Origin of the sequence: Streptomyces sp. NPDC002328 (assembly GCF_042890065.1) — a bacterium.
Taxonomy (GTDB): Bacteria; Actinomycetota; Actinomycetes; order Streptomycetales; family Streptomycetaceae; genus Streptomyces.
In genome coordinates, this window is the sequence record NZ_JBIARQ010000006.1 from 302,149 (window position 1) to 325,288 (window position 23,140).

Below are 23,140 nucleotides of genomic sequence, written 5' to 3' on the forward strand. Positions count from 1 at the left end.
GTCAGAGGCCGTAGCGGGGCTTCAGGTGGCGCCAGAAGTCTCGGAACATCCACTTGTCGAAGTCGGTGATCTGGGCCGCGCTGCCCGCCTTCATGAGGAAGCAGCACTGGCCGGTCGGGGACCAGTCGTAGAAGTCGTCCAGGCCGAAGGTGTGGCCGACCTCGTGGAGGTAGATGTGGATGTTCTCCTGGGAGAGGGCGGAGGTGAAGTACTCCTGGCCCACGCGCTGGCCCCAGTCGCCGCCCGCGCCGCCCTGCATGCCCTTGGTGAGCCAGAGGGACTGGTCGTAGTGGCGGGCCGTGCCGCCGGGACACCTGGAGTAGTTGCCGTCCTGGTGGAAGAAGCGGCCGCAGTCGGGGGCGCACTGCGGGGCGCCGGCGCCGTCGAGGACGTTGGTGTAGACGTCGACGGAGTTGTCGGTCCACTGGAGCGTGGAGCGGTTCTTGACCGCCCAGCCGACGATGTTGACCGGGACGGTGGTGTACGGCCAGTCGTTGTAGCCGCGGCCGTTCTCCACCTGGGCCGCCATCCACTTGCCGAACTGCTTCTTCAGCGCCGTGTGGATCCGGTCCCGCAGCGCCGTGCTGACCGGGGCGTCCGACTCCCAGCGGACGCAGTAGTTGATGCTGCCGCGGTTGGCCATGACCTGGTCCCAGCCGTAGTTGCGGAAGCCGTAGAGGTCCGGATAGGTCGTCGAGACATGGTTCCAGACCTCGTTGAGCGGCTGGACCAGGTTGGAGGGCGGGTTCCACTCGGCGGCGGCCTCGGCGCGGGGGGCCGCCGTCCCGGTCGTGTGGAGGATGGCGGCCAGGGCCGCCAGCACGGTGAAGATCCGTGCGAGATGCCTGCGCATGGGGTGAACTCCTCGTGTGGGGAACGGGATTCACGGATAGGACGTCTCCTGGTCGCCGCCGGGGCGGTGCGGGTTGCCGTCCCGCGGCTGTCCGTTGTCCGTGCCGCATCGGTCCGTCGCGGGGGCGATCCGTCGCCGGGCGATCCGTCGCTCGGCGTCCGGCAGGTGGGCGGGGCGGCCGGGCCGCGGGCGGGGCGTCGTAGCATCCCGGCGTGACGGACTGGAGCCTGCGGGCGGCCACACCGGCCGACGTCGACGCCGTGGCGGAGCTACGGGCCGTCGTGCTCCGCGCCGATCTCGAACGCCTCGGCCGCTACGACGAGCACGGCGTGCGGCGGCGGCTGCGCGACGGCTTCGTCCCGGCGCACACCCGCGTGATCGAGGTCGCCGGCGCGCTCGCCGGCAGCGTCGCGCTGCGTCCCGCGGCCGACGCCCACTGGCTGGAGCACTTCTACCTCGCCCCGGCCGCCCAGGGCCGCGGCATCGGCTCCGCAGTCCTCGCCCGTCTCCTGCGCGACACCGACCGCGCAGGTCTCCGCGTCCGCCTCAACGTCCTCCAGGGCAGCAAGGCCCGGCGTCTCTACGAACGGCACGGGTTCGTGCTCGAACGGCAGGACGCCGTGGACGTGTTCCTGGTGCGGGAGCCGACGGCCGGCGCGGCGGCGAACTGACGTACGGCCGAACGGCCGCCCGCCGGGACGGACGCCCAGGTGAACACCCGTCCGCCCGCACAGACGCCCGAACTGGCGTCCGACCCGCCGTCCCCGTCCGGGTGGTGCGCGAGCGATTCACCCGTACGGGTGGATTGGCCGTCGGCATCATGAGCCGGTGCCGCAGCCCCTTCGCTCGCTCCTCGCAGCCGTCGCCGCCCTCGCCCTCCTCTCCGGGGCGGCCTGCGCCCCCCTGGAGGGCGACCGCCGCTCCCCGCCGTCCGGCGGTCCGCCCGCCTTCGGGGCGTACGTCGGGTACGACTCCGAGGGGGTGCGGCGGATCGCCGGGCTCGACGGCTGGGTGGGGGCGGCCACGCCCCGGGTCGGACGGGCGTATCTGCCCGGGGACCGGTGGAGCAACATCGAGGGGGCGCCCGGCTATCTGGAGCACTGGGCGCGGTGGCGCAAGGCGCGCCCGGACCGCATGTTCGTGCTCAACGTGCCGATGCTGGAGCGGACCGAGGCACGGCTCGACGACGCCACGGTGCGGGCGGAGTTGGGCCGGGGGGCGCGGGGCGAGTACGACGCGCACTTCCGGGCGCTCGCCCGCCGGCTGGTCGTGCTGGGGGTGCCCGACACCGTGCTCGTCGTCGGCTGGGAGATGAACGGCATCACCTACAGCCACCGCTGCGGCCCCGACCCGGCGGCCTGGAAGCGGTACTGGACGCGGATCGTGACCGCGATGCGGTCCGTGCCGGGGCAGCGGTTCCGGTTCGAGTTCACGCCCAACCGGGGGCGGGACGCCGTCCCGTGGACCGAGTGCTACCCCGGCGACGGGTACGTCGACGTCATCGGCATGGACGCCTACGACCAGCCCGAGGGCATGCCCTTCGAGGAACAGGTCGCCGAACCGTACGGGCTCGCGGCGCACGTACGGTTCGCCGAGGAGCACGGCAAGCCGGTCTCGTACCCCGAGTGGGGCCTGTGGCACAACGGCGACAACCCGGCCTACATGCGCGGCATGCTCGACTGGTTCACCCGCCACCGCCCCCTCTACCAGACCATCAGCGACTACTGCCCCCACGGCGTGTGGCGCTGCCGCGCCAACCCCCGCTCGTCGAAGGTGTACCGGGAGGTGACGGAGGAGGCCGGGTAGCGGGGCGGAGGAGAACCCGCAGCGGGGCGAGCGCCGTTCGGGGGAACGGGCGGAGCGTCGCCGGGGGGCGTGTCCCCGGTGGTCCGATGATCCCAGGATGCGACGAGAACACCATGCGCGCCTGCCGCTCACGCGCCTCGGTGCCGTGACCGGGGTCGTCGTCCTCCTGCTCACGCTCGCCGCGGCAGCCGCGGCAGCCGCGGCAGCCGCGGGCGCCGCCGGGGACGCCGGGGGCGAGGACGGGTTCCGCAAGGCGACCGCCCGGTCGGTGCGGGCCCATGAGCAGGCCCGCCGGCACGTCGAGCGGCTCCGCGCGGAGGACGCCCACCCCTCGGAGATCAAGGCCGCCGAACGCCGCCGCAAGGCGCTGCGCGCCGCGTTGTGGGACCGGCTGTGGGCGGCGGCGAAGGCGTCCGGCGACCCGGTCGCCGTCGATCCGTCCGGACACGCCGGACGCTGCGCCGCCCGCGACCGCAGCCGCCCGCCCGAGCGCCCCGGCCCGTCCTGGACCGCCCCGACCCGCGACTACTGGCTCACCGCCGGCTACGCCGACCGCGGCGCGCGCTGGGCCCACCGTCACACCGGGCAGGACTTCGCCGTGCCCACGGGCACCCCCGTGTACTCCGTCGGACCCGGCACCGTCCGGGTCACCACCTGCGGCGACGGCTTCGGCCGCCAGGTCGTCGTGCGCCACCCCGACGGCTACTTCACGCAGTACGCCCACCTGTCCCGCATCGACGTCCGCACGGGCCGGCGGGTCGCCGCGGGCCAGCGCCTCGGCCTGTCCGGCGCGACCGGCAACGTCACCGGGCCCCATCTGCACTTCGAGGTCAGGGTCACCCCGTACATGGGCTCGGCGGTGTCGCCCCTGCCCTGGCTGCGCCGCAAGGAGGTGGACGTGACGGACTGACGCACGGACGTGCCGGACTGACGCGACGTGACGGACTGACGCACGGTAAATCCGGGTGCGCCCGCCTCCCCCGTCCCGCACACTGTGCGCCTGTCCGCCCGATTTCCGCGAGCAGGGGGAGGCCTTGGAGTGAGCAAGCGGCGTTACGTCGCCCGGGGCGTGCCCGGCGGCTACCGCATATGGGACAACCGGGGGCGCCGCTACTGGGGCGACTTCTACGAACTCTGCCCGGACGAGCTGCTGGCCGAGCTGAACGGCCCCGCCGACCAGGACCGCATCGTCGAACTCATGCGCACGTACAGGAAACTGAAGCGCTGAGCACCGAACTCTCCGCCGGCACCGGACGACGCGGGCCCGCGAACCGCGCTGCCGCGGCCGCGGGCCCGTCACCCTCCTCGCTCACGCCGGCCGCGTCCCGCTCCCCGTCGGCCGGTACACCGCCAGCGCCCAGATCACGAAGACGTCGATCGCGATCAGGATGATCGACCAGACCGGCGCGTACGGCAGGAACAGGAACTGGAGGACCAGGCTCAGCGAGGCCAGCACGATGCCGGTGACGCGGGCCCAGGCCGCGCCCTTGAGGATGCCCCAGCCGGCGACGGCGGCGATCACGCCGAGGATCATCAGGATCCAGCCCCAGCCGGTGAGGTTGATCTCGTACACGTAGTCGCCGATCCGCGCGTACACGTCGTCCTCGGCGATCGCGGCGATGCCCTGGAAGACGGCGAGGATGCCGTTGACCATCATCAGCACCCCGGCGAAGGTGGCCCCGCCCGCGGCCCAGCCGCTCTCCGCGGAGGGGTGGGAGGACCAGCTGGGCGAGCCCGACGGGCGGCCGGTCCCCTGGTGGGAGGGGTCCCAGACAGGGGAACCCTGGGGCGTTTGGGAGTGCGACGCGTCGGTCATGGCCGTACCCGGTCTCTCTGCTCCGTGCGAACCGTTCCGTTCGAGCTGTTGCTTCGCGCTGTGCCGTTCGAGCTGTCGCGTTCGAGCTGTGCCGTTCGAGCGGCTGCTTCTCCATGACCATCCGCCGGGGCCCGCGCCACCACCACGGGAACTGCTCCGAACGGGTGACACCGCGGGACACGGCACGTCAGGGCTCGCGGGCGCGCGCGGCCGGACCTTCACTGGCGACATGGCACCCCACCGCACCCCCACGACGAGGGCGCGCGCGGTCGCGCTGATCGCCGCCGTCCCCCTCGCCCTGCTCCCCCTCGCCGGCTGCTCCGACGGCGAGAGTCCCTCCGCCGTGACCAGCAGGGCCGCCTCCGCCGCCGAGTCGCTGGAGCAGCGGGCCACGTCGGCCGCGTCCTCCCTCGCCGCGCAGGCCACGGAGGCCATCGCCTCGGCCACCGCCGAGATCGGCCACCAGCTCGACGGCATCAAGGGCGGCGTGGACGCGAAGAAGGACGTGAAGCTGGGCGCGCCGAGCAAGGACTCCGACGGCCGCGCCAAGGCCCAGGTCACCGTCACCAACCCGGACGACGCGACGAAGTCCTTCGCCGTCCAGGTCAACTTCCTCAACACCGACGGCACCTGGCTCGACACCGTCCTCATCACCGTCCCCGACGTCACCGCCGGCGGCACCGGCACCGCGATGGCCCGCAGCTCGCGCAGCCTGACCGGCGACGTGAAGGCGCAGTTGGGCAGGGCGGTGCGGTACTGAGAGCGAACGCGCCCGGTCACACCCCCGCGGACGCGCCCGCGCGTGGATGCGCCCCCGTGCCACCCGACGCAGACTGGTCGGGTGAAGGCCACGCGTTCAGGACGTGACGCGGCCGCACCCCCCGCCGGGGAGGCGCCGCGGCAGACACTGGCGCTCGCCGCGATGCTGTTCGCGGTGGCGATGACGTTCATCGACCCAGACCATCGTCGCCATCGCGGCCCCCGGCATCGTGCACGAGCTGGGACTGTCCGCCGTGATCTCGTCGGTGCTGTGCGGCTGCGTCCCCGAGGGGACCGTCGCGCAGACCTGGCTGATCGTGTTCCGGGCGGCCCAGGGCCTGGGCGCGGCGCCGATCTGTCGATGCACGACCAGTGGCCGTACGCGGCGCTGGCCGGCGCGGGCATCGGCTTCATCCTGGCCCTGGCCTCCACGGACGCCGTCAACCGGGCCATCGGTGCGTCGTACGGCGAGGTCACCGGCATCACCCAGACCGTGCGCAACTACGCGGCGAGCGTGGGCCTGGCCGTCTACGGCACGATCCTCACGCATGTCACCGCCGACCGGGTGACGAGCACGCTCGAGTCCCGGGCTGCCCGAGGAGGAGGCCCGCGAGGTCGCCGGGCACATCGCCCAGGCCGTCACCGGCAGCGGCGACACCCGGATGCCGACGGGCGACGGCCGGGCGGCCACCTCCATGCGGGAGACGATGTCGGCGGTGCGGATGGAGTTCGCCGAGGCCAACCAGTGGGTGTTCTACGGCATGGCCGTCGCGCTGGGCATCGGCGGTCTGTGCGCCGTGCGCCACCCCGGCGGCCGGGTCACCGCCGAGAAGTCCGGCGCCGAACCCGGCGCCCGTTCACCCGTCTGACCTGCGCCGCACCGGGGCGCGTCCACCCCGCGCCGTATCCTCACCAACTTTTTGCGTATGCCGATGAATCTTCGCGCCCCCGCGTCCGTACTCCTGTGTGTCCGACCCCGCCGAGCACAGGCGGTATCCCCTAGGGGGGCAGGAGGAACGGTGCGTCTTTCGCGGAACGTGATGGGAACTGCCTTTGTGGGCGGTGCCCTGACTCTGACCTTGGCGGCACTCGCCTACCCGTCGATGCTGGGCCTGGAGACCGTCTCCACCTCAGGCGACCGGGTCATCGCCAACACCCAGTGGGGTCCGCTCACCGAGAGCGACCGCAACTTCGTGGTGGCGGTGCGGGCGGCGGGGCTGTGGGAGTACCCGGTCGGCTTCATCGGCCTCCAGAAGGGTCAGAGCCCGGCGGTGAAGACCGCCAGTGAGCACTTGATCGACGGGCACGCGGCCCTGGACACCACCTGCCGCAAGATCGCGCCCATGCTGAACGTCACGATCCCCAACGTGGCCAGCCCGCAGCAGCTCGGGTTCGTCAGCACCCTTCAGGCCGCCCAGGGGCAGCAGTTCGACATCGAGTTCGCCAACATCCTGCGCATGACGCACGGTTCCATCTTCAACACCGTGGCGAAGATCCGCTCCACCACCAAGAACACCCTCGTGCGGGCGCTGGCCGACCAGGCCAACGACACCGTGCTGGACCACATCACGGTGATGGAGAAGACCGGCATGGTCGACTTCGACCAGACGCTCTTCAACCAGACGACGCCGCCGAAGCTGCCCGCGACGGACATGACCCCGCCGCCGCCGGCCGCCGGCCAGCCGATGGTCGTGCTCACCCCGCCGCCCACCGCCACGTCCACGCCGGTGGACATCGACGCCGCGTCCGTGGTCGGCGGAGTGGCCCCGGCGCCGGCCCCCACGGCGCCGCAGCAGTAAGCCGGCCGCCCTACGCCAGCCACACCGTGGTGTCCGGTCCGAGCGCGCCGCCCTCCTCGAGCGGCGCGCTGGTCAGGAGCACCTCGCCGGGCGGCAGGGGCACCGGTCCTGACGACAGGTTGGCGACGCATCGCCAGCCGTCGGCGCGGGCGAAGGCCAGCACACCGGGCGGGCCGTCGTCCGCCCAGGTGAGCTCCTCGCCCTCCAGCAGTTTGCGGCGCAGGCGCAGGGCCGTGCGGTAGAGCTCCAGGGTGGAGCCCTCCACGCCGTCCTGCGCCTCGACGGCGTACCGCGCGAAGTACTCCGGCTGCGGCAGCCACGCGCCGCCCGCGCCGAAGCCGTACGAGGGTCCCGTCGTCGTCCACGGCAGCGGCACCCGGCAGCCGTCGCGGCCCTTGCGGACGTGCCCGGTCTGCTCCCACACGGGGTCCTGGAGGACCTCGAAGGGCAGGTCGGCGACCTCGGGCAGCCCCAGTTCCTCGCCCTGGTAGACGTACGACGAGCCGGGCAGCGCCAGCATCAGCAGGGTGGCCGCGCGGGCGCGGCGCAGGCCGGCCTCCTCGTCGAGGCGCGGGGCACGGCCGCCGGACAGCAGCCAGGCGTTGTCGTCGGCGTCCGGAGGCAGCGTCAGCCGGGAGGCGTGGCGCAGGACGTCGTGGTTGGAGAGCACCCAGGTGGCGGAGGCGCCGACGGCCCGCGCGGCGGCCAGCGACGACGTGATCACCTCGCGGAGGGCCTCCGCGTCCCAAGGCGCTTGCAGATACTCGAAGTTGAAGGCCTGGTTCAGTTCGTCGGGGCGGGCGTACAGCGCGCGCCGGGCGCCCGGCACCCAGGCCTCGGCGACCGCCGTGCGGGGCGGGGAGTAGGCGTCGAGGACGCGCCGCCAGTCGCGGTAGACGTCGTGGACCTCGTCGCGGTCGTAGAAGGGGTGGGTGCCCGGCGCCGCCGCGGCCAGGGCCGCCTCGCCGGCCGCGTCCGCGGAGCCGAGGTCGCGCAGCGGCTCGCGCAGATCCTTGACCAGCGCGTGCGCCACGTCCACGCGGAAGCCGTCGACGCCCCGGTCGGACCAGAAGCGCAGGGTGGTGCGGAAGTCCTCGCGCACCTCCTCGTGGTCCCAGTTCAGGTCGGGCTGCTCGCGGGCGAAGAGGTGCAGGTACCACTGGCCGTCCGGGACCCGCTGCCAGGCGCTGCCGCCGAAGACGGACTGCCAGTCGGAGGGCGGGAGTTCGCCGTGCGCGCCGCGTCCGTCGCGGAAGACGTAGCGGTCGCGGGCGGGGGAGCCGGGCCCTGCGGCCAGCGCCTCCTGAAACCAGGCGTGCAGGTGCGAGGTGTGGTTGGGGACGAGGTCGACGACCACCTTCAGGCCGAGGCGGTGGGCCTCGGCGACCAGCGCGTCGAAGTCGTCCAGGCCGCCCAGGCGCGGGTCGACGTCGCGGTGGTCGACGACGTCGTAGCCGCCGTCGGCGAGTTCGGACGGGTAGAAGGGGCTGAGCCAGAGCGCGTCGACGCCGAGCGCGGCGAGGTGGGGCAGCCGTTCGGTGACGCCCCGCAGGTCGCCGAGACCGTCGCCGTCGGCGTCGGCGAAGCTGCGCGGGTACACCTGGTAGACGACGGCCTGACGCCACCAGTCGGGGTTGCGGGAGGACAGGTCGGTCACGGGGCCGTCCGCGTGGTCGCTCTCGAAGTCGGTCACGTACGGGAGCCTGTCCACTTTGCCGGGAAAGCGAACGTGCGCACTTTCCGGATCGGGTCATTCCTCACATGGTGAAGTCGTGACGGATTCTTGAACTCCCCTTCCATAGGGCCAGGTTGACAGCCGTCCGCCGGGCGACCCACGATGTGCGCACGCTGTGGCGCATGTGACCAATGGGCCCGGTGTTCCTTCGATCCGTCCCGTCACCCCGGGCTGCTTCGCCATGCCGTGACGGGCACTCGCCCAGATGGGAATCGCATGTCCATAGCGAGACGTGTTTCCGCGCGCCGCCTGCTGGGGGCGGGCGCCGCTTCGCTCGCCCTGTGCACCGCGTCCGTCGCCGCCGCGTCCGGCGCCTTCGCCGGCACCGGGGCGCCGGGCGGCGACGGCTGGAAGTCCGGCGGCCAGTACCAGCCGGGCACGGGCGCGGGCACGGAGACGCAGACCGACCGCTGCCAGTTCTCGCTCGACGGTACGCGCTTCTTCGACTCCGTCCGGGTCGACGACCAGAACCTCAAGCCCGGCGAGGACGGCAAGGTCCACGTCACGGTGCGCACCGCCGGCGACGCCGCGTCCTGCACCGCCTCGCTGGCGTCCTACCTCGCCCACGGCGCGACCTTCCGCACCTCCGGTCTCCAGGTCTTCCTCGACTTCGACACCGTGACGGTCAAGCCCGGCCAGACCGACTCGCTCGACATCGCCGTGCCGGACGCGGGCTGCTACGCGCAGATCGACCTCTACCGGGGCGCGGTGAAGTTCGACGGCAAGCTCGACGCGAAGGACGGCTTCGAGCACGGTGAGCTGCCCAAGGGTCCGGACCGCCCGGTCATCAAGGACAAGCTGATCGCGGCCTGGAACGGCGGCACGAAGGACTGCACGGTCACCGAGCAGCCCCCGTCGAGCCCGCCGGCCAGCACCCCGGCCAACCCGCCGAGCACCCCCGCCTCCCCGTCGGCCCCGGCCTCGCAGCCCCCCGCCGGCGACAGCCCCTCCCCCAGCCCGTCGACGAGCACGGAGTCCCCGTCGCCGTCGCCGTCCACGTCCACCCCGGCCCCGAGCGCCTCGGAGTCGACCCCGGCCCCCGCCCCCACCCCCAACGGCGGCGGCGACCTCGCGAAGACCGGCGCCGACGGCAACACCGGCATCCTCGCGGCCGGAGCGGCGGCCCTCGTGGCGGCCGGCGGGGCCATCTTCGTGGCCACCCGCCGACGCCGGGCCTCCCGCTGAGGCAGCCGCCCGACCGAGCGCCGGGGGGGGGGGGGGGGGGGGGGGGGGGGGGGGGGGGGCGGGGGGGGGGGGGGAGGGCGGGGGGCGGCCCGGGGGGGGCCCCCCCCCCGCCGCGCGCGCGCCGGCCGGGCCGCGCCCCCCCCCGCGCGCCCCCGGCGCCCGCCCCCCCCCCCCCGCCCCCCCCCGCCCGCCCCCGGGCGCGCCGCCGCCCCCCCCCCCCCCCCCCCCCCCCCCCCCCCCGGTTCCGCTACGGCTTCTCCACCGTCGTCAGCCAGAGGCTGACGTATCGCTCGACGTCCACGTCCAGCGACACGTCCACCAGCGTCTGTTCGCGGGCGCCCTCGTGGATCTCGGACTCGCCGGGGTGCGGGCGGCGGTCGACGATCGTCTGGCCCCGGGTCGGGCCGGGGGCCAGGGAGACCTCCACCGGGAGCAGTTCGGTGGTCAGGCCCGCCGGGTCGACCACCGCGCACACCGCGCCCGCGTCGCCCAGACCGCCCGTCGGCGTCGGGTCGCCGGAGGTCGCCGGGTCACGGTGGGCGAGGAGTTCGCCGGCCAGCCGCAGCCGCGGCTCCGAACTCGCGCGCAGGCGCTGCACGTCCGCCGCCGGCACCAGCACCCGCTTGAACACGTCCAGCCCGTACATCGTGATCGGCACCCCGGCCGTCAGCAGGACCGCCGCCGCCTCCGGGTCGTGCCAGACGTTGAACTCCGCGACCGGGGTGGCGTTCCCGGTCGCCACCGCGCCGCCCATGAACACGATCCGCTCGATGTTGCGGACCACCTCGGGGTGCGTCCGCAGCAGCAGGGCGATGTTGGTGAGCGGCGCGGTAGGGATCAGCGTGACCGGGCGCGGCGAGGCGAGGATCTCGCGCCGCAGCAGCGTCACCGCGTCGACGTCGACCGGGACGCGGGTCGGCGCGGGCAGCCCGAGGTCGCCCATCCCGTCCGCCCCGTGCACGTGCCGGGCGGTGCGCAACGGCTCGATCAGCGGGCGGGCCGCGCCGCGCGCGACGGGGATGTCACCGGCGCCGGCCTGCTCCAGCACGGTCAGCGTGTTGCGGACGACGCCGTCCACGTCCGTGTTGCCGGCGACACAGGTCACGGCGCGCACGTCGAGACCGGGATGCCGGACGGCGAACAGCAGGGCCAGGGCGTCGTCGACGCCCGTGTCGCAGTCGATGATCACCGGGATGGGCTGACCGGTCACGGCGGGCTCCCCTTTCCAGGGACGGGTACGCGTTTGCGTGCGGGCGGGTACGGGGTCCGGGCGGGTACGGGTCTCCGGGTGCGACCTTACGCAGCCGGCCACAGTTCGTGGCCACGACCGGCGACCCGCTCGGCGATCCGGTCGAGCAGCTCCGCCGCCGGCACCGCGCCGGGACGCCGCCCGTCCCGCAGCCGTACGGCGACCAGCCCGCCGTCGGCCTCCCGCTCCCCGATCACCGCCACGTACGGCACCAGCCGCGCCGCCCGGATCCGGGCGCCGAGGGTGCCGCCCTGGCCGGGCCCGCGGACCTCCGCGCGCAATCCCCGTGCCGCCGCCCGGCGCACGACCTCGTGCGCACGCTCCTCCTGCGCCTCCCCCACCGGCAGCACCGCCAGCTGCACCGGCGCGAGCCAGGCCGGGAAAGCCCCGCCGTGCTGCTCCAGCAGATGGGCGACGGCCCGCTCGACGCTCCCGATGACGCTGCGGTGCACCATCACCGGCCGGTGCCTCGCGCCGTCGGCGCCGATGTAGCGCAGGTCGAAGCGCTCGGGCTGGTGGAAGTCGATCTGGACGGTGGACAGGGTCGCCTCCCGGCCCGCGGGATCGGCGATCTGCACGTCGATCTTGGGGCCGTAGAAGGCGGCCTCGCCCGCCACCGCCTCGTAGGCGATGCCGGAGCCGTCGAGCACCTCCCGCAGCAGCGCGGTGGCCCGGCGCCACAGCTGCGGGTCGGCGACGTACTTGCCGCCCTCGCCGGGGAGGGAGAGCCGGTACCGGGAGGCGCGGACGCCGAGATCGGCGTAGGCGCGGGCGATGAGCTCCAGGGCGGAACGGGCCTCCCCCACCGCCTGCTCCAGGGTGCAGAAGACGTGCGCGTCGTTGAGCTGGATCGCCCGCACCCGGGTGAGCCCGCCGAGGACGCCGGACGGCTCCGAGCGGTACATGCCGCCCAACTCGGCGATGCGGAGCGGGAGTTCGCGGTAGCTGCGGGAGCGGGAGCGGTAGATCAGCGCGTGGTGGGGGCACAGGCTGGGCCGCAGCACGACCTCCTCCGCGCCCAGCGCCATCGGCGGGAACATGTCGTCGCGGTAGTGGTCCCAGTGGCCCGAGATCTCGTAGAGCTCGCGTTTGCCGAGGACCGGCGAGTACACGTGCCGGTAGCCGGCGGCGCGTTCGGCCTCGCGGACGTACTCCTCCAGGGTGTGGCGGACGATCGCGCCGTCGGGCAGCCAGTACGGCAGGCCGGCGCCCATGAGCGGGTCGGTGTCGAAGAGGTTCAGCTCACGGCCGAGACGGCGGTGGTCGTGTCGGTGCTGCTCCACGGTGGGTTCCTCTCGGGGAGAGGCGAGTGCCCGCACGGCGAAGCCCCGGGGCACTCGCCCCGGGGCTTCGGACAACCAGTGGTCCAGTGATCAGCGCGCCGGGACACTCTCCGGCGTCGTCGTGGAAGACATACGGGCGCGCTGCATACGGCGACCGTAGCAACGGCGACGAACGAGCGGCGACCGCTTTTCCCCCGGGCCCCCGCCTTGGCCCGCTGCCGCCCCCGTCCCCGTCCCCGTTCCCGTCCCCCGGATGGACCATCCCGCTCGTCCGCGGGCGGCCGGGATGGTGCCGTGGGAGGAGGCAGCGCCTCGTGTCCCCCTCGGTCGCACCAGGAGGAACCTCCCGATGACCCGCCGTGCCCTCCTCGCCTGCGCCCTCTCCGCCATCGGGATCCTCCTCGGCGCCGGCGCCTGCGCCACGCTCGGACTGGAGCACCCGCCCACCGCACGGCCGCCCGAGCCGACGGTGCGGCAGTCGTCGGCGAAGCCGTCCGCGCCGGTCGCCTCGTCCGTGCTCACCGACGCGCAGGCGCAGGCCGCGCTCATCACCGACACCGATCTCGGCGCGCCCTGGACCCCCACCCGGGGTGCGGCCACCTGGCGGGACGGCATGCTCAAGTCCACGACCCCGACCGCCGACTGCCAGAAGCTGCTCGACGGCCTGTACGCCGACGAGCTGCTCGGCCAGGCCGCCCGCGCGGTCGTCGCGCTCGACGACGCCGACACCGGCGCCCAACTGCGCTACCAGCTCACCGACCTGCGCCCCCGCGACGCCGACCGCGGTCTGGACTGGATGCGGACGCTGCCCGACAGATGCGCCCGCTTCACCGCCCGCGCCCCGGACGACACCGTCCTGGACGTGACCGTCGCCGAGCAGGCGCTGCCGGAGGTCGGCGACGTCCGCCAGGGCCTGCGGGTGACGCTCACGAACTGGGGCGCCGACGGCGACCCGGTCGTCCTCTCCCTCGACGTGGCCGCCGTCCGCGCCGGCGCTGACACGTTCATCCTCACCAACGGCTGCATGGACGACGTACCGAACGAGGCCACCCAGGCCGCCGTACAACTCGGCGTACAACGCCTGACGGAGGTCAGAAAGCAGGGCCGAGTACAGGTGTGACGGGTCAGGATCAGCCGCGGTCCGGCTGCACCGGCAAGGGTCGCGGCGCAGCCGGCGGAGCGTCATTCGGAGTCGAAGCGGATCTGCCGCGTGACCACCTCATGGGCCACGTCCAGCACCGTGCGGCCCGCCACGAACGCGTGCGCGCGCAGCAGGGCCAGCGCCTCGTCGGAGGCGACGCCCCGCTGGGCCATCACCATGCCCACCGCCTGGTACACCTCGTCGTGGTCCGTTGCCAGCGGGCTCAGCCACAGCCCGTCGCCGCGCCGGCCCGCCTCCTCGCCGCGCGGCAGCGCCATCAGGGCCACCGTCAGGACGTCCGCCACCACCCGCGCCGTGCGCACCTCGTCGGCGGCGAGGTCGCCGGGCACGTCCCGGTAGAGGTCGAGGGTGCCCACGCACACCGAACGGTCGCCCAACGGCAGCGCGTACACCGCCCGTACGCCCGCCGCCGCGGCCTGCTGGGCGAACACCGGCCAGCGGGAGGCGTCCCGGCCGGCGGTGAGGTCGCGGGCGAAGACGGGGGCGCCGGTCTCCGCGGCCCGCAGACAGGGCCCGTCGCCGAGGGTGGCCTGCACCTCCATGAGATGCGCGGCCCGCTCGCTGCTCGCGCTCAACGGCAGGGGCATCCCGTCGCCGCGCAGCGACACGCTCGCCCCGCTCACCGGCAGCAGCCGCACCGCGGCGGCGCACAGCCGCTCGGGCACCTCGCCGGGCTCGACGCCCCGCACCTCCTGGGCGATCACCTCGGCGATCCGTTCCCGTTCCCGTTCCCGATCGCGCACGGCGACCACCACCTCCGGCGCACGGACCGCGTCACGCGTCTCCGTCGTCGGCCGGGTACCCCCCGCCCACGGCGGAAACCGGCGGTGCCGAACCGGGGCTCCCGCCTACGGCTTCTCGTACGGATCCGCAGGCTGCGCCACCCGCGTGACCGTCGCCGCGTCGAGCACCGGCGGCCAGGCCGCGTCGGAGCCGAGCGCGCCCTCGGGACGCCACACGCCGGTGACGGTGACCCAGGTGTCGACGGGCAGCGCGTCCGCGCCCCGGATCTCGACCTTGCCGGTGACGGCGTCGGCGGCGCAGCAGGAGACGGCGAGCCGGGTGACGTACCAGAGCGCGCCGTCGCCGCGGGTGACGAACCCGGTCATCCGGACCGTACGTCCCGTCAGGGAGCGCCCGCTGTCGTAGACCGCCCGCGAGCTGAACTCGGCGACGCTCAGCTCGACGGGGTCCCCCGCCGGCAGCGCGGGGAAGGCGCCGACGCCCTGCGCGGCCCGCCGGGCGGCCTCCCGGTCGGCGCTGTAGGAGCCGAGAGCGGGAGGCGGGAAGAGGAGCAGCGCGAGCGCGGGCAGCGCGAGCAGCCAGGCGACGCGAGGGCCGGCGGGGTGATGGACGTGCCCATGACCGTCGTCCTCACTCCCGTTCTCCCGCTCGTGCTCATGCCCGTGCTCGTGGCCGTGGCCGTGCTCGTGCTCGTCGTCCTGTTCCGCCGCAGTCCGCCGCAGGACGGCCGTCGCGACGGCGAGGACGACCAGCAGCGCCCCGGACACGATCAGGTACGGCCGCAGGCCCGCCTGGACGTACCGCAGGTACAGGTCGCCGAAGAGGGTGACGCGCAGGACCGCCCCGCCGGTCAGCAGGAGCAGGAGCGCCGGTCCGTACCGCCTCACAGCAGCCACCACCCCACGAGCACGCTGGCGGTCACGGCCACCACCCAGGTCACGGACGAGAAGCGCAGCGCGAAGGCGCGGCCGAAGGTGCCCGCCTGGAGCGCGATCAGCTTCAGGTCGACCATCGGCCCGACCACCATGAACGCCAGCCGCGCGGTCGCCGGGAAGGCGCTCAGGGAGGCGGCGACGAAGGCGTCGGCCTCGCTGCACACGCACAGCACCACCGCCAGCAGGGCCAGCAGCAGCACCGACAGCCAGGGCGAGCCGGTGAACACGTCCAGCACGGACCGCGGGACGACGATGTTGAACGTCGCCGCGGCCGCCGCGCCGAGCACGAGGAAGCCGCCGGCGTGCAGGAAGTCGTGCTGGAGGCCGGTCAGGAAGGCGCGGGCGCCCGTCGTGTGCGGGGCCGCCCGGCGGGGCAGGCGCAGCCACTCCTCCTTGCCGAACCTCGCCCACAGCCAGCCCATGACCACGGCGGTGCCGAGGGAGGCGAGCAGCCGGCCCACGACCATCTGCGGCTGGCCGGGGAACGCGATGGAGGTCGCGACGAGCACGACGGGGTTGATCGCGGGCGCGGAGAGGAGGAAGGCGAGGGCGGCGGCCGGTGCGACCCCGCGCCGCATCAGGCTCCCGGCGACCGGCACCGACGCGCACTCGCAGCCCGGCAGCACGACGCCGGCGACCCCCGCGACGGGCACGGCGAGCGCCGGGCTGCGCGGCAGCATCCGGCGCAGCGCCCGCTCCGGCACGAACGCGCCGATCGCCGCCGAGACGACCGTGCCGAGCAGCAGGAAGGGCACCGCCTGGACGGAGATGGCGGTGAACACCGTCCACCAGGCGGCCACGGCCGGGGTGTAGAGGTCGAGCGCGAGCGTCGGGCCGAGCACGGAGACGACGGTCGCCACGGCGACGAGCGCCGCGCCGCCGAGAACGGCGTACACGAGCGCGCGCACGGCGACGCGGAGGCCGTCGGCCACTGTCCGTTGGTTCTGCACGCGCACGTCCCGCCCGTTTTCCGTCGTCCGGACGGACGCTAGTGACGACGGCTGTGCGCCGGCCCGGCTTCACCGGAGAGGAACCTGTGACCGGGCGAGGTCTGCTAAGGCGTGCCGTTTCGTGGGCGTGGTCTAGAGGGGTGGCTGGGCGGGCGCGGGGCCGAGGGTCGTGGTGCCCGGGGCCGTACGGTGGCCCAGTCCCGTGCGGTAGGCGTCGAGCGCTGCCTCGACCCGTCCCGTGCGCCGCAGCAGATCGCCGAGGAGCCGGCACAGGTCGGCGAGGTCGCCGGCCGCGCCGGCGCGTTCCAGGAGGCTGAGGGCGCGGACGTAGTGCTCCTCGGCGGCGTCGGTGTCGCGGGCGTCCTCGGCGATGATGCCGAGCAGGCGGTGGGCGGCGGCCGAGTGCAGGGCGCCGCGTTCGGCGGTGAAGTCGCTGAGCACGCCGTGCAGCAGCGAGGCGGCCTCCTCCGACTTGCCGCGCCGGTGCAGCACGTCGGCCAGCTCGACGGCGACCTGACTGGAGTAGAGGGCGGCCCGCTTGGCGGCGAGCATGTCGAGGGCGAGCCTCAACTCGCTCTCCGCGCGCTCCAGTTCGCCGTTCTGCGCGCACACATAGCCGCGCATCCAGTGGCAGTTGGCGAGCTCGGTGCGGATCTGGAGCTGCCGGTACAGCTCGGCCGCCTTGGCGAGGGAGGCGTCGGCCTCGGCGACGCGGCCCTCGGCGAGGAGCGTACGGGCGACGGAGCGGTGCATACGGGCGACCAGCTCCGGATCGCCGGCCTGCGGGGCGAGCGCGAGGGCCAGCTCGGCGGCCTGGGCGGCGCGGGCCTGGGCGCCCATGTCCATGTAGGGGCCGATGACGCTGGCGTAGAGGAGGAGCAGGGCGTCGGGGTCGTGCAGTCCGCCCCGGTTGAGCTCGTCGAGGGTGGACTCCAACAGGTAGACGGCGTAACGGAGTTCACCGCCCAGGTAGTGGGAGACGGCGCGCCCGCGGAGGGCGGGGACGCGGGCGGGCAGCGGCGCGTCGGCGAGGGCCCGCTCGGCGCGCTCGAAGTACCGCCGCCCGAGCTCCAGTTCACCCGTGACGAGGCCGCACTCGCCGAGTCCGAGGAGGGCGGCGGCCTGTTCCGCCGTCAGCCCGTTCTCCTCCGCCTCGGCCAGCACCGACGCGAACGCCTCGGCGGCGGCGTCGGTGGCGGAGTCGGTCGCGCCCGTGGCGAGGGTGCGCTGCGCGCCCGTGAGGCGCAGCCGCAACTCGGTCACCAGGCGGGCCGAACGCCCCGTCGCGAGCTCGTCGAAGCCGACGCCGAGCCGCTCGGCGAGATGCCTGAGCGCATCGTCGGAGGGCCGCACGCGGCCGGACTCCAGCGTGGAGATGTAGGCGGGCGTGTACGCCGGCTCCGCCAACTGCTTCTGCGTCAGCCCGCGTTCGACCCGGAGCTGCTGCACCCTGCGCCCGATGACACCGGGATCGTCGCGGTCCGACATCGCCCAACTCCCCTGCCGCCTCTTGCCGTTCGGCTCCTCCAACGCCTAGGTTAAACGGCGGGTTAAGCATCCGTACGGACGACGCTTAACACTCTCCCCGCTCTTGTAGCTCCCGCCGCTCCTGCGAGGTCGCCGTGCTCGAACGCACCAACACCACCGGGCGTTTCACCAGGGGCCTCGCCGCCGCGGTGATAGCGGTGACGACCCTGATCCTGGCAGCCAACGCGGGCCCCACCAGAGCAGCGGAACCCCACCCACCCCACCTCACCATCCCGACCCCGCAACACACAACCGACTGACCCTCGACATCGAGCCCCGCAAGCACGCATGCCGCCGCCGCGATGGAGCCCCGTCGGGGCCGGGCCGCACACCCCACCCGCGCCTCACCCCTGCGTCTGGAAACGCGGTCGACTGACCCTTGGCTACGAGCCGCGGGCACACATGCCGCCGGGGCGATGGAGCCCCCGCCCCCGCCCCCCGCCTCCGCTGAGCGAAGCCGAGCGTGCGGGTGTGTTCGAAAGGGCGGACGCCGCGGCACTCCGTCGACGCCGGGTCGCGCACCCCTCCCGCGGCCCCTGCGCCGCCGGCTCACCCCTGGGTCTGGAGTTGCAGCTGTCTCAGTTGTCGGTGGACGTGGTTCAGGGCGCCCTCGCGGCGGCCCGGGACCCGGGTGCGCAGGTCTGCCAGCGGCGGGCCCAGTTCGCGGGCGCGGGCCATGTCGGGGATGCGTCCCCACTGGTGGTGCGCCCGGTCCACGGCCGCCTCCACCGGGGGCGCGTCCGGCGCCTGCCCGGCGGCGAGCCGTGCGCCGGCCACCGCCATCCACGCACGGCAGCTGCGCTCCGCGTCCCCCGCGAACATCGCCAGATCGGCCCGCACCTCGGTCCAGTGCAGCGCCTCCTCCGACCCCGCCCCGTGCGCGACCGCGGCGGCCTGCTCCCAGCGGGCGGCGAGCGCGTCCGCGTCCGCGTGCCGCCCCGACTGGACGGCGTCGGCGATGGCGATGTGCGGATCCGCGTCCAGCCCCCGCGGCTCGGGGACCGGAGCAGCGGGGGCCTGGGGGCGGTAGCCCCCGGGGACGGGAAGGGTGAGGGCGGCGGGGGCGAACCCACCCTTGGCGACACCGGAGACCCCGGGGACACGGGCGACACCGGAGATGCCCGAAACCCCGGGGACACCGGAAACCTTGGAGACGCCCGGAACCCCGGGGACGCCGGAAACCCCGGAGACGCCCGGAACCCCGGGGACACCAGAGGCCCCGGAGACGCCCGGAACCCCGGCGACACCAGAGGCCCCGGAGACGCCCGGAACCCCGGCGACACCAGAGGCCCCGGAGACGCCCGGAACCCCAGGGACACCAGAAACCCCGGAGACACCAGAAACCCCGGAGACACCAGAAACACCGGAGACACCAGAAACACCGGAGACACCAGAAACACCGAAGGCACCGGAGACGCCCGAAACCCCGGACAGCACGAGATCCCCCACCTCCCCCTCCCCCGCGATCCGGGCCAGCGCCATCTGGTGCAGCCGCTCCAACGCCGGCCGCTCCCCGCTCCGCAACACCGTGGCCACCGCCCTCATGTACGACGGCACGGCCACCCTCCGTCGGCCGGGCGGCGGGGCCACCCGCCCGTGCACGGCGACCGCCGGCCCGCAGTCCAGCGCGTTGCCCCGCAGCCACGCCCAGCTCTCCGCGTCCGCGTGCAGATCGAGCACGACCGTCGTCGTCCCGGCCGCCCGCAGCCGCAGCTCCTCACGGAACCAGTGCCAGGGGAACGCCGTGTACCGCACGGTCGCCGGCGTCGTCCGGGCCAGCGCGAGATGGGGCAGCCGCTGACGCCGGTCGAGCTGGAGCTGCCCGGTGAGGAACAGCGTCAACGGCCCCGGCGAGGCCGCCGCCGCCCGCAGCCGGGTGAGGACGGCCTGCGGCTCCAGCGGATCGGCGAGCTCGACGACGTTCGCGGTCTCGGTGCCGGCCAGCACGGCCGGCGGCACGGCCGCGAGCACGGGAAGCACGGAGGCCGCGTCCACCAGACGCCCCTTGCCCACCGGCGAGGCCGCGAGCAGCAGCACGGCTCCGGGCATGGTCCCTCCCCTGTCGATCACGTACGTCAGCACGGTAACCGCTGCGCCTGCAAAGAAGGGCCTCAGGACAGCAAACGTCCCCGTACGGGGCGTTCGTCGCCCCCACCGACCCCCACCCATCCCCAGCCCACCACCGCCCCCACCCCACCACCGACTACTCCCTCCCCCGCCCCCACCCCCGCCGCACCGCGAACACCGTCGTGTCGTCGGCGAGCCTCCCCTTGCAGTGGCGCAGCGTCCGGTCCCGGACGAGGGCGACCAGGCGGCCGGGATCCGCGGTGCGCGGATCGCGGGCGAGCGCGCCGGCGAGATCCTCGGCGAGCGGATAGAACGCGCCGCCCCCGTCCCGGGCCTCGGTGACCCCGTCCGTGACCAGCAGCAGCGTCTCCTCGGGCGCGAGCGCGGTGCGCAGCACCGGCGGCGGCCCGTCCGCGGTCAGCTCGGCGAGGCCGAGCGGAAGCCCCTCCGCCAGCGGCAGGATCCGCACCCCGCCCGGCCCGACCGCGAGCGGCGGCTCGTGCCCGAAGTCGACGACGTCCACGACCCCCTCCTCGCCCTCGGGGAAGCCCAGCAGCACGGCGGTGGCGAAGCGGTCGCCGTCGTCGCGGCCGAGGGCGACGGTGTGGCCGCGATGACGCCGCATCCGGGTCTCCAGCCGGTCGGCGACGGTCGCGAGTTCCGGCTCGTGGTACCCGGCCTCCCGGAACGTCCCCAGCAGCGCGGCCGCCGCCTCCACCGCGCCCAGCCCCTTGCCCTGCACGTCGCCGAGGAGGACGCGGGTGCCGTGCGGGCCGGGCTGGATGTCGTAGAAGTCGCCGCCCACGCGGGCGTCGGCGTCGGCGGCGAGATAGACCTCGGCGTGGTCGAGGCCGCCCCAGCCGGGCGGCAGGGGCCGCAGCACCGTGCGGCGGGTGGTCTCGGCGATGTGCCGCATGTGCAGCATCCGCCGCTCCCCGCGCACCCGCACCGAGGCGGCGAGCACGGACAGGACGCCGCCGACGAGGACGAGCACGAAGTCGGCCGGCCCCGCCCGGTACTGCCCCGGCCAGGCGGCGTCCGCGCCGAGGTAGGTGAGCAGCGCGAGCACCGCGAACAGCGCCGTCGTCCACACCCCGCACAGCGCGGCGGCGATCGCGGCGACGAACACGCACCAGGAGACGATCCGGAACTCGCCGGTGGTGTTGTAGTCGACGAAGGCGATGACGACGAGGGTGAGCAGCGGCACGAGCCAGGTCACGCTGCGTCCCCGGATCCGCAGCAACTGGTGGCGCTGGAGGAGATCCCGACGCCGGGCCCGCGGGCCGCCATCGAGCGGCCCCTGAGGCCCGCGGTCGCTCACCGCTTCAGCGAAACACGCGCCGGACCCGCTCGCATCCGGGCACCCGCCCGAAGCCCTTCCCGCGCAGCCGACTTGCCACCGCACCCCACCCAGGTGTGCCCTGGAAACCGGGGGCGGAGAGAGAGGAGAGCTCTCATGGCTCATGCGGCACCCGCGTCGGGCATGCCCCGCACGCCCATCGGGCCCGGGACCGGCACCGGCACCACCGCCCTGCCCGACGTCTTCGGCGCGCGCACCCATCTGATCGCCAAGTGGGCGGTGCCCGTCTCGATCGGGCTCGTCTACGGCTACTGGGCCGCCGCCAACCAGCGCAGCGGCGGGCCGATCACCGGCTGGAACATCCTGTTCGGCTTCGTGACGGCCATCGTGTTCATCGCGCTGTACGCCGGCGTCCGCGCTCTCGCCTCGCGCATGCGGCGCGAGGTGCACGCGCTGCTGTGGGCGGCGTTCGCCGGCTGCGCGATGGGCTTCCTGGTCAACCAGGCCGGTTGCAGCGTGCTGTACTCCGCGGGCGTCTCGCTCGCGGTCGCGGCGGGCTTCTTCGCGGTGCTGTTCTACCGCTACTACACGCACGAGGACGCGGAGGGCCACCACATCGGCTGACACGCACGTGGGCCCCGGCGGGTTCCGCCGGGGCCCACGCGTTCCCTCATCCCTCCACTCACCGGACGGGCAGGATCCGCTCCCGCCGCCCGACGAGGCTTCGCCCCCGGATCCCCCCAGATCCATGAGACACCCGTTCGGGTGAACCCTCCACCGGAAGCCCCGACGGCCGCACCGCCACCGCCCGCCACCGCCCGCCACCGCCCGCCACCCAGGTGGCCGTACCCCGCTCGCGCCCCGCGCTCGCGCGCTCTTGCCTGGAGACCTACCGGAAGCTCCGGGCATCCGCCGGAAAGCTCCGGAGACCTACCGGAACCGCCTGGAAACGGGGGTGGAATCGTGGCCTCGACCATCACCGGAACCGGCACGGGCAGGGGCTCGGGCACCGGAAACGGCACCGGCGCCGCCGGCGCTCGCACCCGCGCCGACGCCGTGGCCCGCCGCCTGCGGACCGCCGCCTCGGCCGTCCTGATCGCCCTGTCCTGCCTCCTGCTGCCCTGCGGCGCGCTGGCCGTCTGGGCCGCCCACGACCTCACCGACACCCGGCGCTACGTCACCACCATGGCGCCCCTGGCCTCGGACCCGGCCGTCCGCGACGCGGTCGCGGAGACGGTCGGCGACGGCATCCTGCGCGAGGCGGCCCTCGGCCGCAGCCCGCTGCACCCCGAGGTGAAGCCCTTCGTGCACGACGCCGTGCGCTCCTTCACCCACACCCGCGCCTTCTCCACCGCGTGGGACGCGGGCAACGAGGCCGCGCACCAGGCCGTCATGGCGGCGCTGCGCGACGACCGCGCCGACGACGTCACCGTCGACCTGGCCCCCGTGGTCGTCGGCATCAAACGCCAACTGGCCGCCGAGCGGGCCCCGTTCGCCGACCGGATCCCCGTCACGCACGCCCGGGTGGCACTGCTCCCGGCACATGAGCTGGTCACGCTGCGGAAGGGCTACCACGTGCTCGACGTCGCCGCCTTCTGGCTGCCGCTGTCGGCCGTCGTCCTCGCCGCCGCCGGCATCGCCCTGGCCGCCTGCCGCCGCCGCGCGCTCACGGCGACCGCCCTCGGCACGGCCCTGGGCGGGGCCTTCCTCGGCCTCGCGGTCCTCATCGGCCGCCACCTCACCCTCGCCGACCTCCCCGACCATGCCCACCGCCCCGCCGCGGCCGCCGTCTACGACGCCCTCACCGCCACCCTGCGCACGGCGTCCTGGCTGCTCCTGACGCTGGGTCTGACAGCGGCGGCGGCCACCTGGCTCGCCCAGCGCACCCGCCGGCGCCGGACGCCCCCCGCGCCGCCGCCCCGGCAGCAGCCGGCACAGGTGCGGGGGGACGCCGTCGGCTCGTAGGCTCG

General features: G+C 74.5%; 21 protein-coding genes and 1 pseudogene. 11 read left to right on the forward strand and 11 right to left on the reverse strand.

What is annotated here, in order from left to right; all coding sequences use genetic code 11:
* Window position 1: 1 nt before the first annotated feature.
* Entirely contained in the window at window positions 2-853 is an 852-nt protein-coding gene (locus ACFYX4_RS18800) for a hypothetical protein (RefSeq protein WP_389333854.1), read from the reverse strand.
* Window positions 854-1,065: 212 nt separating this feature from the next.
* Between ACFYX4_RS18800 and ACFYX4_RS18805 the strand changes: the two genes are divergently transcribed.
* The 4 genes from ACFYX4_RS18805 (at window position 1,066) to ACFYX4_RS18820 (ending at window position 3,887) form a co-directional block, all read left to right on the forward strand.
* A complete protein-coding gene (locus ACFYX4_RS18805; protein WP_389333857.1) occupies window positions 1,066-1,524 on the forward strand; it encodes a GNAT family N-acetyltransferase in 459 nt (152 codons plus the stop codon).
* Between the two features lie 157 nt (window positions 1,525-1,681).
* The gene (locus tag ACFYX4_RS18810) at window positions 1,682-2,659 is read left to right on the forward strand and encodes a glycoside hydrolase family 26 protein (protein WP_389333860.1); all 978 of its coding nucleotides are present in this window, start codon (window positions 1,682-1,684) and stop codon (window positions 2,657-2,659) included.
* A gap of 97 nt (window positions 2,660-2,756) precedes the next feature.
* Window positions 2,757-3,569 (forward strand): M23 family metallopeptidase, encoded by an 813-nt coding sequence (locus tag ACFYX4_RS18815; RefSeq protein ID WP_389333863.1) that lies wholly within the window; start codon window positions 2,757-2,759, stop codon window positions 3,567-3,569.
* A 129-nt stretch (window positions 3,570-3,698) separates the two neighbouring features.
* On the forward strand, window positions 3,699-3,887 hold the full coding sequence (locus tag ACFYX4_RS18820; RefSeq protein ID WP_389333866.1) for a hypothetical protein: 189 nt from the start codon (window positions 3,699-3,701) through the stop codon (window positions 3,885-3,887).
* A gap of 81 nt (window positions 3,888-3,968) precedes the next feature.
* Here the strand turns inward: ACFYX4_RS18820 and ACFYX4_RS18825 are convergent, their stop codons facing one another.
* Window positions 3,969-4,475: a hypothetical protein gene (locus tag ACFYX4_RS18825; RefSeq protein ID WP_389333869.1), complete on the reverse strand. Its 507-nt coding sequence runs from the start codon at window positions 4,473-4,475 to the stop codon at window positions 3,969-3,971.
* A 229-nt stretch (window positions 4,476-4,704) separates the two neighbouring features.
* Here ACFYX4_RS18825 and ACFYX4_RS18830 point away from each other — a divergent pair, with 229 nt between their 5' ends.
* The 3 genes and pseudogenes from ACFYX4_RS18830 (at window position 4,705) to ACFYX4_RS18840 (ending at window position 7,033) form a co-directional block, all read left to right on the forward strand.
* Window positions 4,705-5,235 (forward strand): hypothetical protein, encoded by a 531-nt coding sequence (locus ACFYX4_RS18830; protein WP_389333872.1) that lies wholly within the window; start codon window positions 4,705-4,707, stop codon window positions 5,233-5,235.
* Between the two features lie 342 nt (window positions 5,236-5,577).
* Window positions 5,578-6,103 (forward strand): annotated as a pseudogene (locus ACFYX4_RS18835) (MFS transporter); the annotation flags it as partial.
* Between the two features lie 171 nt (window positions 6,104-6,274).
* Window positions 6,275-7,033, forward strand: coding sequence for a DUF4142 domain-containing protein (locus tag ACFYX4_RS18840; RefSeq protein ID WP_389333875.1), 759 nt, complete (start codon window positions 6,275-6,277; stop codon window positions 7,031-7,033).
* A 10-nt stretch (window positions 7,034-7,043) separates the two neighbouring features.
* Here the strand turns inward: ACFYX4_RS18840 and ACFYX4_RS18845 are convergent, their stop codons facing one another.
* Entirely contained in the window at window positions 7,044-8,726 is a 1,683-nt protein-coding gene (locus ACFYX4_RS18845; protein WP_389333878.1) for a glycoside hydrolase family 13 protein, read from the reverse strand.
* Between the two features lie 258 nt (window positions 8,727-8,984).
* Between ACFYX4_RS18845 and ACFYX4_RS18850 the strand changes: the two genes are divergently transcribed.
* The gene (locus ACFYX4_RS18850; RefSeq protein ID WP_389333881.1) at window positions 8,985-9,953 is read left to right on the forward strand and encodes an LAETG motif-containing sortase-dependent surface protein; all 969 of its coding nucleotides are present in this window, start codon (window positions 8,985-8,987) and stop codon (window positions 9,951-9,953) included.
* A 247-nt stretch (window positions 9,954-10,200) separates the two neighbouring features.
* Here ACFYX4_RS18850 and ACFYX4_RS18855 read toward each other — a convergent pair whose 3' ends face one another.
* Together ACFYX4_RS18855 and thrS are read right to left on the reverse strand one after the other, a co-directional pair.
* On the reverse strand, window positions 10,201-11,163 hold the full coding sequence (locus ACFYX4_RS18855) for a nucleoside hydrolase (protein WP_389333884.1): 963 nt from the start codon (window positions 11,161-11,163) through the stop codon (window positions 10,201-10,203).
* An 86-nt stretch (window positions 11,164-11,249) separates the two neighbouring features.
* Window positions 11,250-12,485, reverse strand: coding sequence for a threonine--tRNA ligase (gene thrS / locus ACFYX4_RS18860; RefSeq protein WP_389333887.1), 1,236 nt, complete (start codon window positions 12,483-12,485; stop codon window positions 11,250-11,252).
* Window positions 12,486-12,834: 349 nt separating this feature from the next.
* Here thrS and ACFYX4_RS18865 point away from each other — a divergent pair, with 349 nt between their 5' ends.
* Complete coding sequence (locus ACFYX4_RS18865; protein WP_389333890.1) at window positions 12,835-13,605, forward strand: hypothetical protein; 771 nt, start codon at window positions 12,835-12,837, stop codon at window positions 13,603-13,605.
* A gap of 62 nt (window positions 13,606-13,667) precedes the next feature.
* Here ACFYX4_RS18865 and ACFYX4_RS18870 read toward each other — a convergent pair whose 3' ends face one another.
* From ACFYX4_RS18870 to ACFYX4_RS18895, 6 genes are all read right to left on the reverse strand, one after another.
* The gene (locus ACFYX4_RS18870; protein WP_389333893.1) at window positions 13,668-14,390 is read right to left on the reverse strand and encodes a GAF and ANTAR domain-containing protein; all 723 of its coding nucleotides are present in this window, start codon (window positions 14,388-14,390) and stop codon (window positions 13,668-13,670) included.
* 105 nt (window positions 14,391-14,495) lie between these two features.
* The gene (locus ACFYX4_RS18875; protein WP_389333896.1) at window positions 14,496-15,278 is read right to left on the reverse strand and encodes a TIGR03943 family putative permease subunit; all 783 of its coding nucleotides are present in this window, start codon (window positions 15,276-15,278) and stop codon (window positions 14,496-14,498) included.
* A complete protein-coding gene (locus ACFYX4_RS18880) occupies window positions 15,275-16,276 on the reverse strand; it encodes a permease (protein WP_389333899.1) in 1,002 nt (333 codons plus the stop codon). The genes ACFYX4_RS18875 and ACFYX4_RS18880 overlap by 4 nt, the downstream gene beginning before the upstream one ends.
* Before the next feature lie 132 nt (window positions 16,277-16,408).
* A complete protein-coding gene (locus ACFYX4_RS18885; RefSeq protein ID WP_389333902.1) occupies window positions 16,409-17,764 on the reverse strand; it encodes a helix-turn-helix domain-containing protein in 1,356 nt (451 codons plus the stop codon).
* 588 nt (window positions 17,765-18,352) lie between these two features.
* Window positions 18,353-19,852: a hypothetical protein gene (locus ACFYX4_RS18890; RefSeq protein WP_389333905.1), complete on the reverse strand. Its 1,500-nt coding sequence runs from the start codon at window positions 19,850-19,852 to the stop codon at window positions 18,353-18,355.
* A gap of 154 nt (window positions 19,853-20,006) precedes the next feature.
* Complete coding sequence (locus ACFYX4_RS18895) at window positions 20,007-21,191, reverse strand: PP2C family protein-serine/threonine phosphatase (protein ID WP_389333908.1); 1,185 nt, start codon at window positions 21,189-21,191, stop codon at window positions 20,007-20,009.
* A 135-nt stretch (window positions 21,192-21,326) separates the two neighbouring features.
* Between ACFYX4_RS18895 and ACFYX4_RS18900 the strand changes: the two genes are divergently transcribed.
* Window positions 21,327-21,794 carry a hypothetical protein gene (locus ACFYX4_RS18900; protein WP_389333911.1) on the forward strand — a complete coding sequence of 156 codons (468 nt, stop codon included), beginning with the start codon at window positions 21,327-21,329 and terminating at the stop codon, window positions 21,792-21,794.
* 432 nt (window positions 21,795-22,226) lie between these two features.
* Window positions 22,227-23,135 (forward strand): hypothetical protein, encoded by a 909-nt coding sequence (locus ACFYX4_RS18905; RefSeq protein ID WP_389334220.1) that lies wholly within the window; start codon window positions 22,227-22,229, stop codon window positions 23,133-23,135.
* Window positions 23,136-23,140: the final 5 nt, after the last annotated feature.

Excerpts from the sequence above, each read along its gene's own strand:
- ACFYX4_RS18885 (WP_389333902.1), bottom strand. The coding sequence starts at position 17,764 with ATGTCGGACCGCGACGATCCCGGTGTCATCGGGCGCAGGGTGCAGCAG.
- ACFYX4_RS18890 (WP_389333905.1), bottom strand. The coding sequence starts at position 19,852 with ATGCCCGGAGCCGTGCTGCTGCTCGCGGCCTCGCCGGTGGGCAAGGGG.
- ACFYX4_RS18830 (WP_389333872.1), top strand. The coding sequence starts at position 4,705 with ATGGCACCCCACCGCACCCCCACGACGAGGGCGCGCGCGGTCGCGCTG.
- ACFYX4_RS18840 (WP_389333875.1), top strand. The coding sequence starts at position 6,275 with ATGGGAACTGCCTTTGTGGGCGGTGCCCTGACTCTGACCTTGGCGGCA.
- ACFYX4_RS18900 (WP_389333911.1), top strand. The coding sequence starts at position 21,327 with ATGGCTCATGCGGCACCCGCGTCGGGCATGCCCCGCACGCCCATCGGG.
- ACFYX4_RS18825 (WP_389333869.1), bottom strand. The coding sequence starts at position 4,475 with ATGACCGACGCGTCGCACTCCCAAACGCCCCAGGGTTCCCCTGTCTGG.
- ACFYX4_RS18865 (WP_389333890.1), top strand. The coding sequence starts at position 12,835 with ATGACCCGCCGTGCCCTCCTCGCCTGCGCCCTCTCCGCCATCGGGATC.
- ACFYX4_RS18850 (WP_389333881.1), top strand. The coding sequence starts at position 8,985 with ATGTCCATAGCGAGACGTGTTTCCGCGCGCCGCCTGCTGGGGGCGGGC.
- ACFYX4_RS18815 (WP_389333863.1), top strand. The coding sequence starts at position 2,757 with ATGCGACGAGAACACCATGCGCGCCTGCCGCTCACGCGCCTCGGTGCC.
- ACFYX4_RS18800 (WP_389333854.1), bottom strand. The coding sequence starts at position 853 with ATGCGCAGGCATCTCGCACGGATCTTCACCGTGCTGGCGGCCCTGGCC.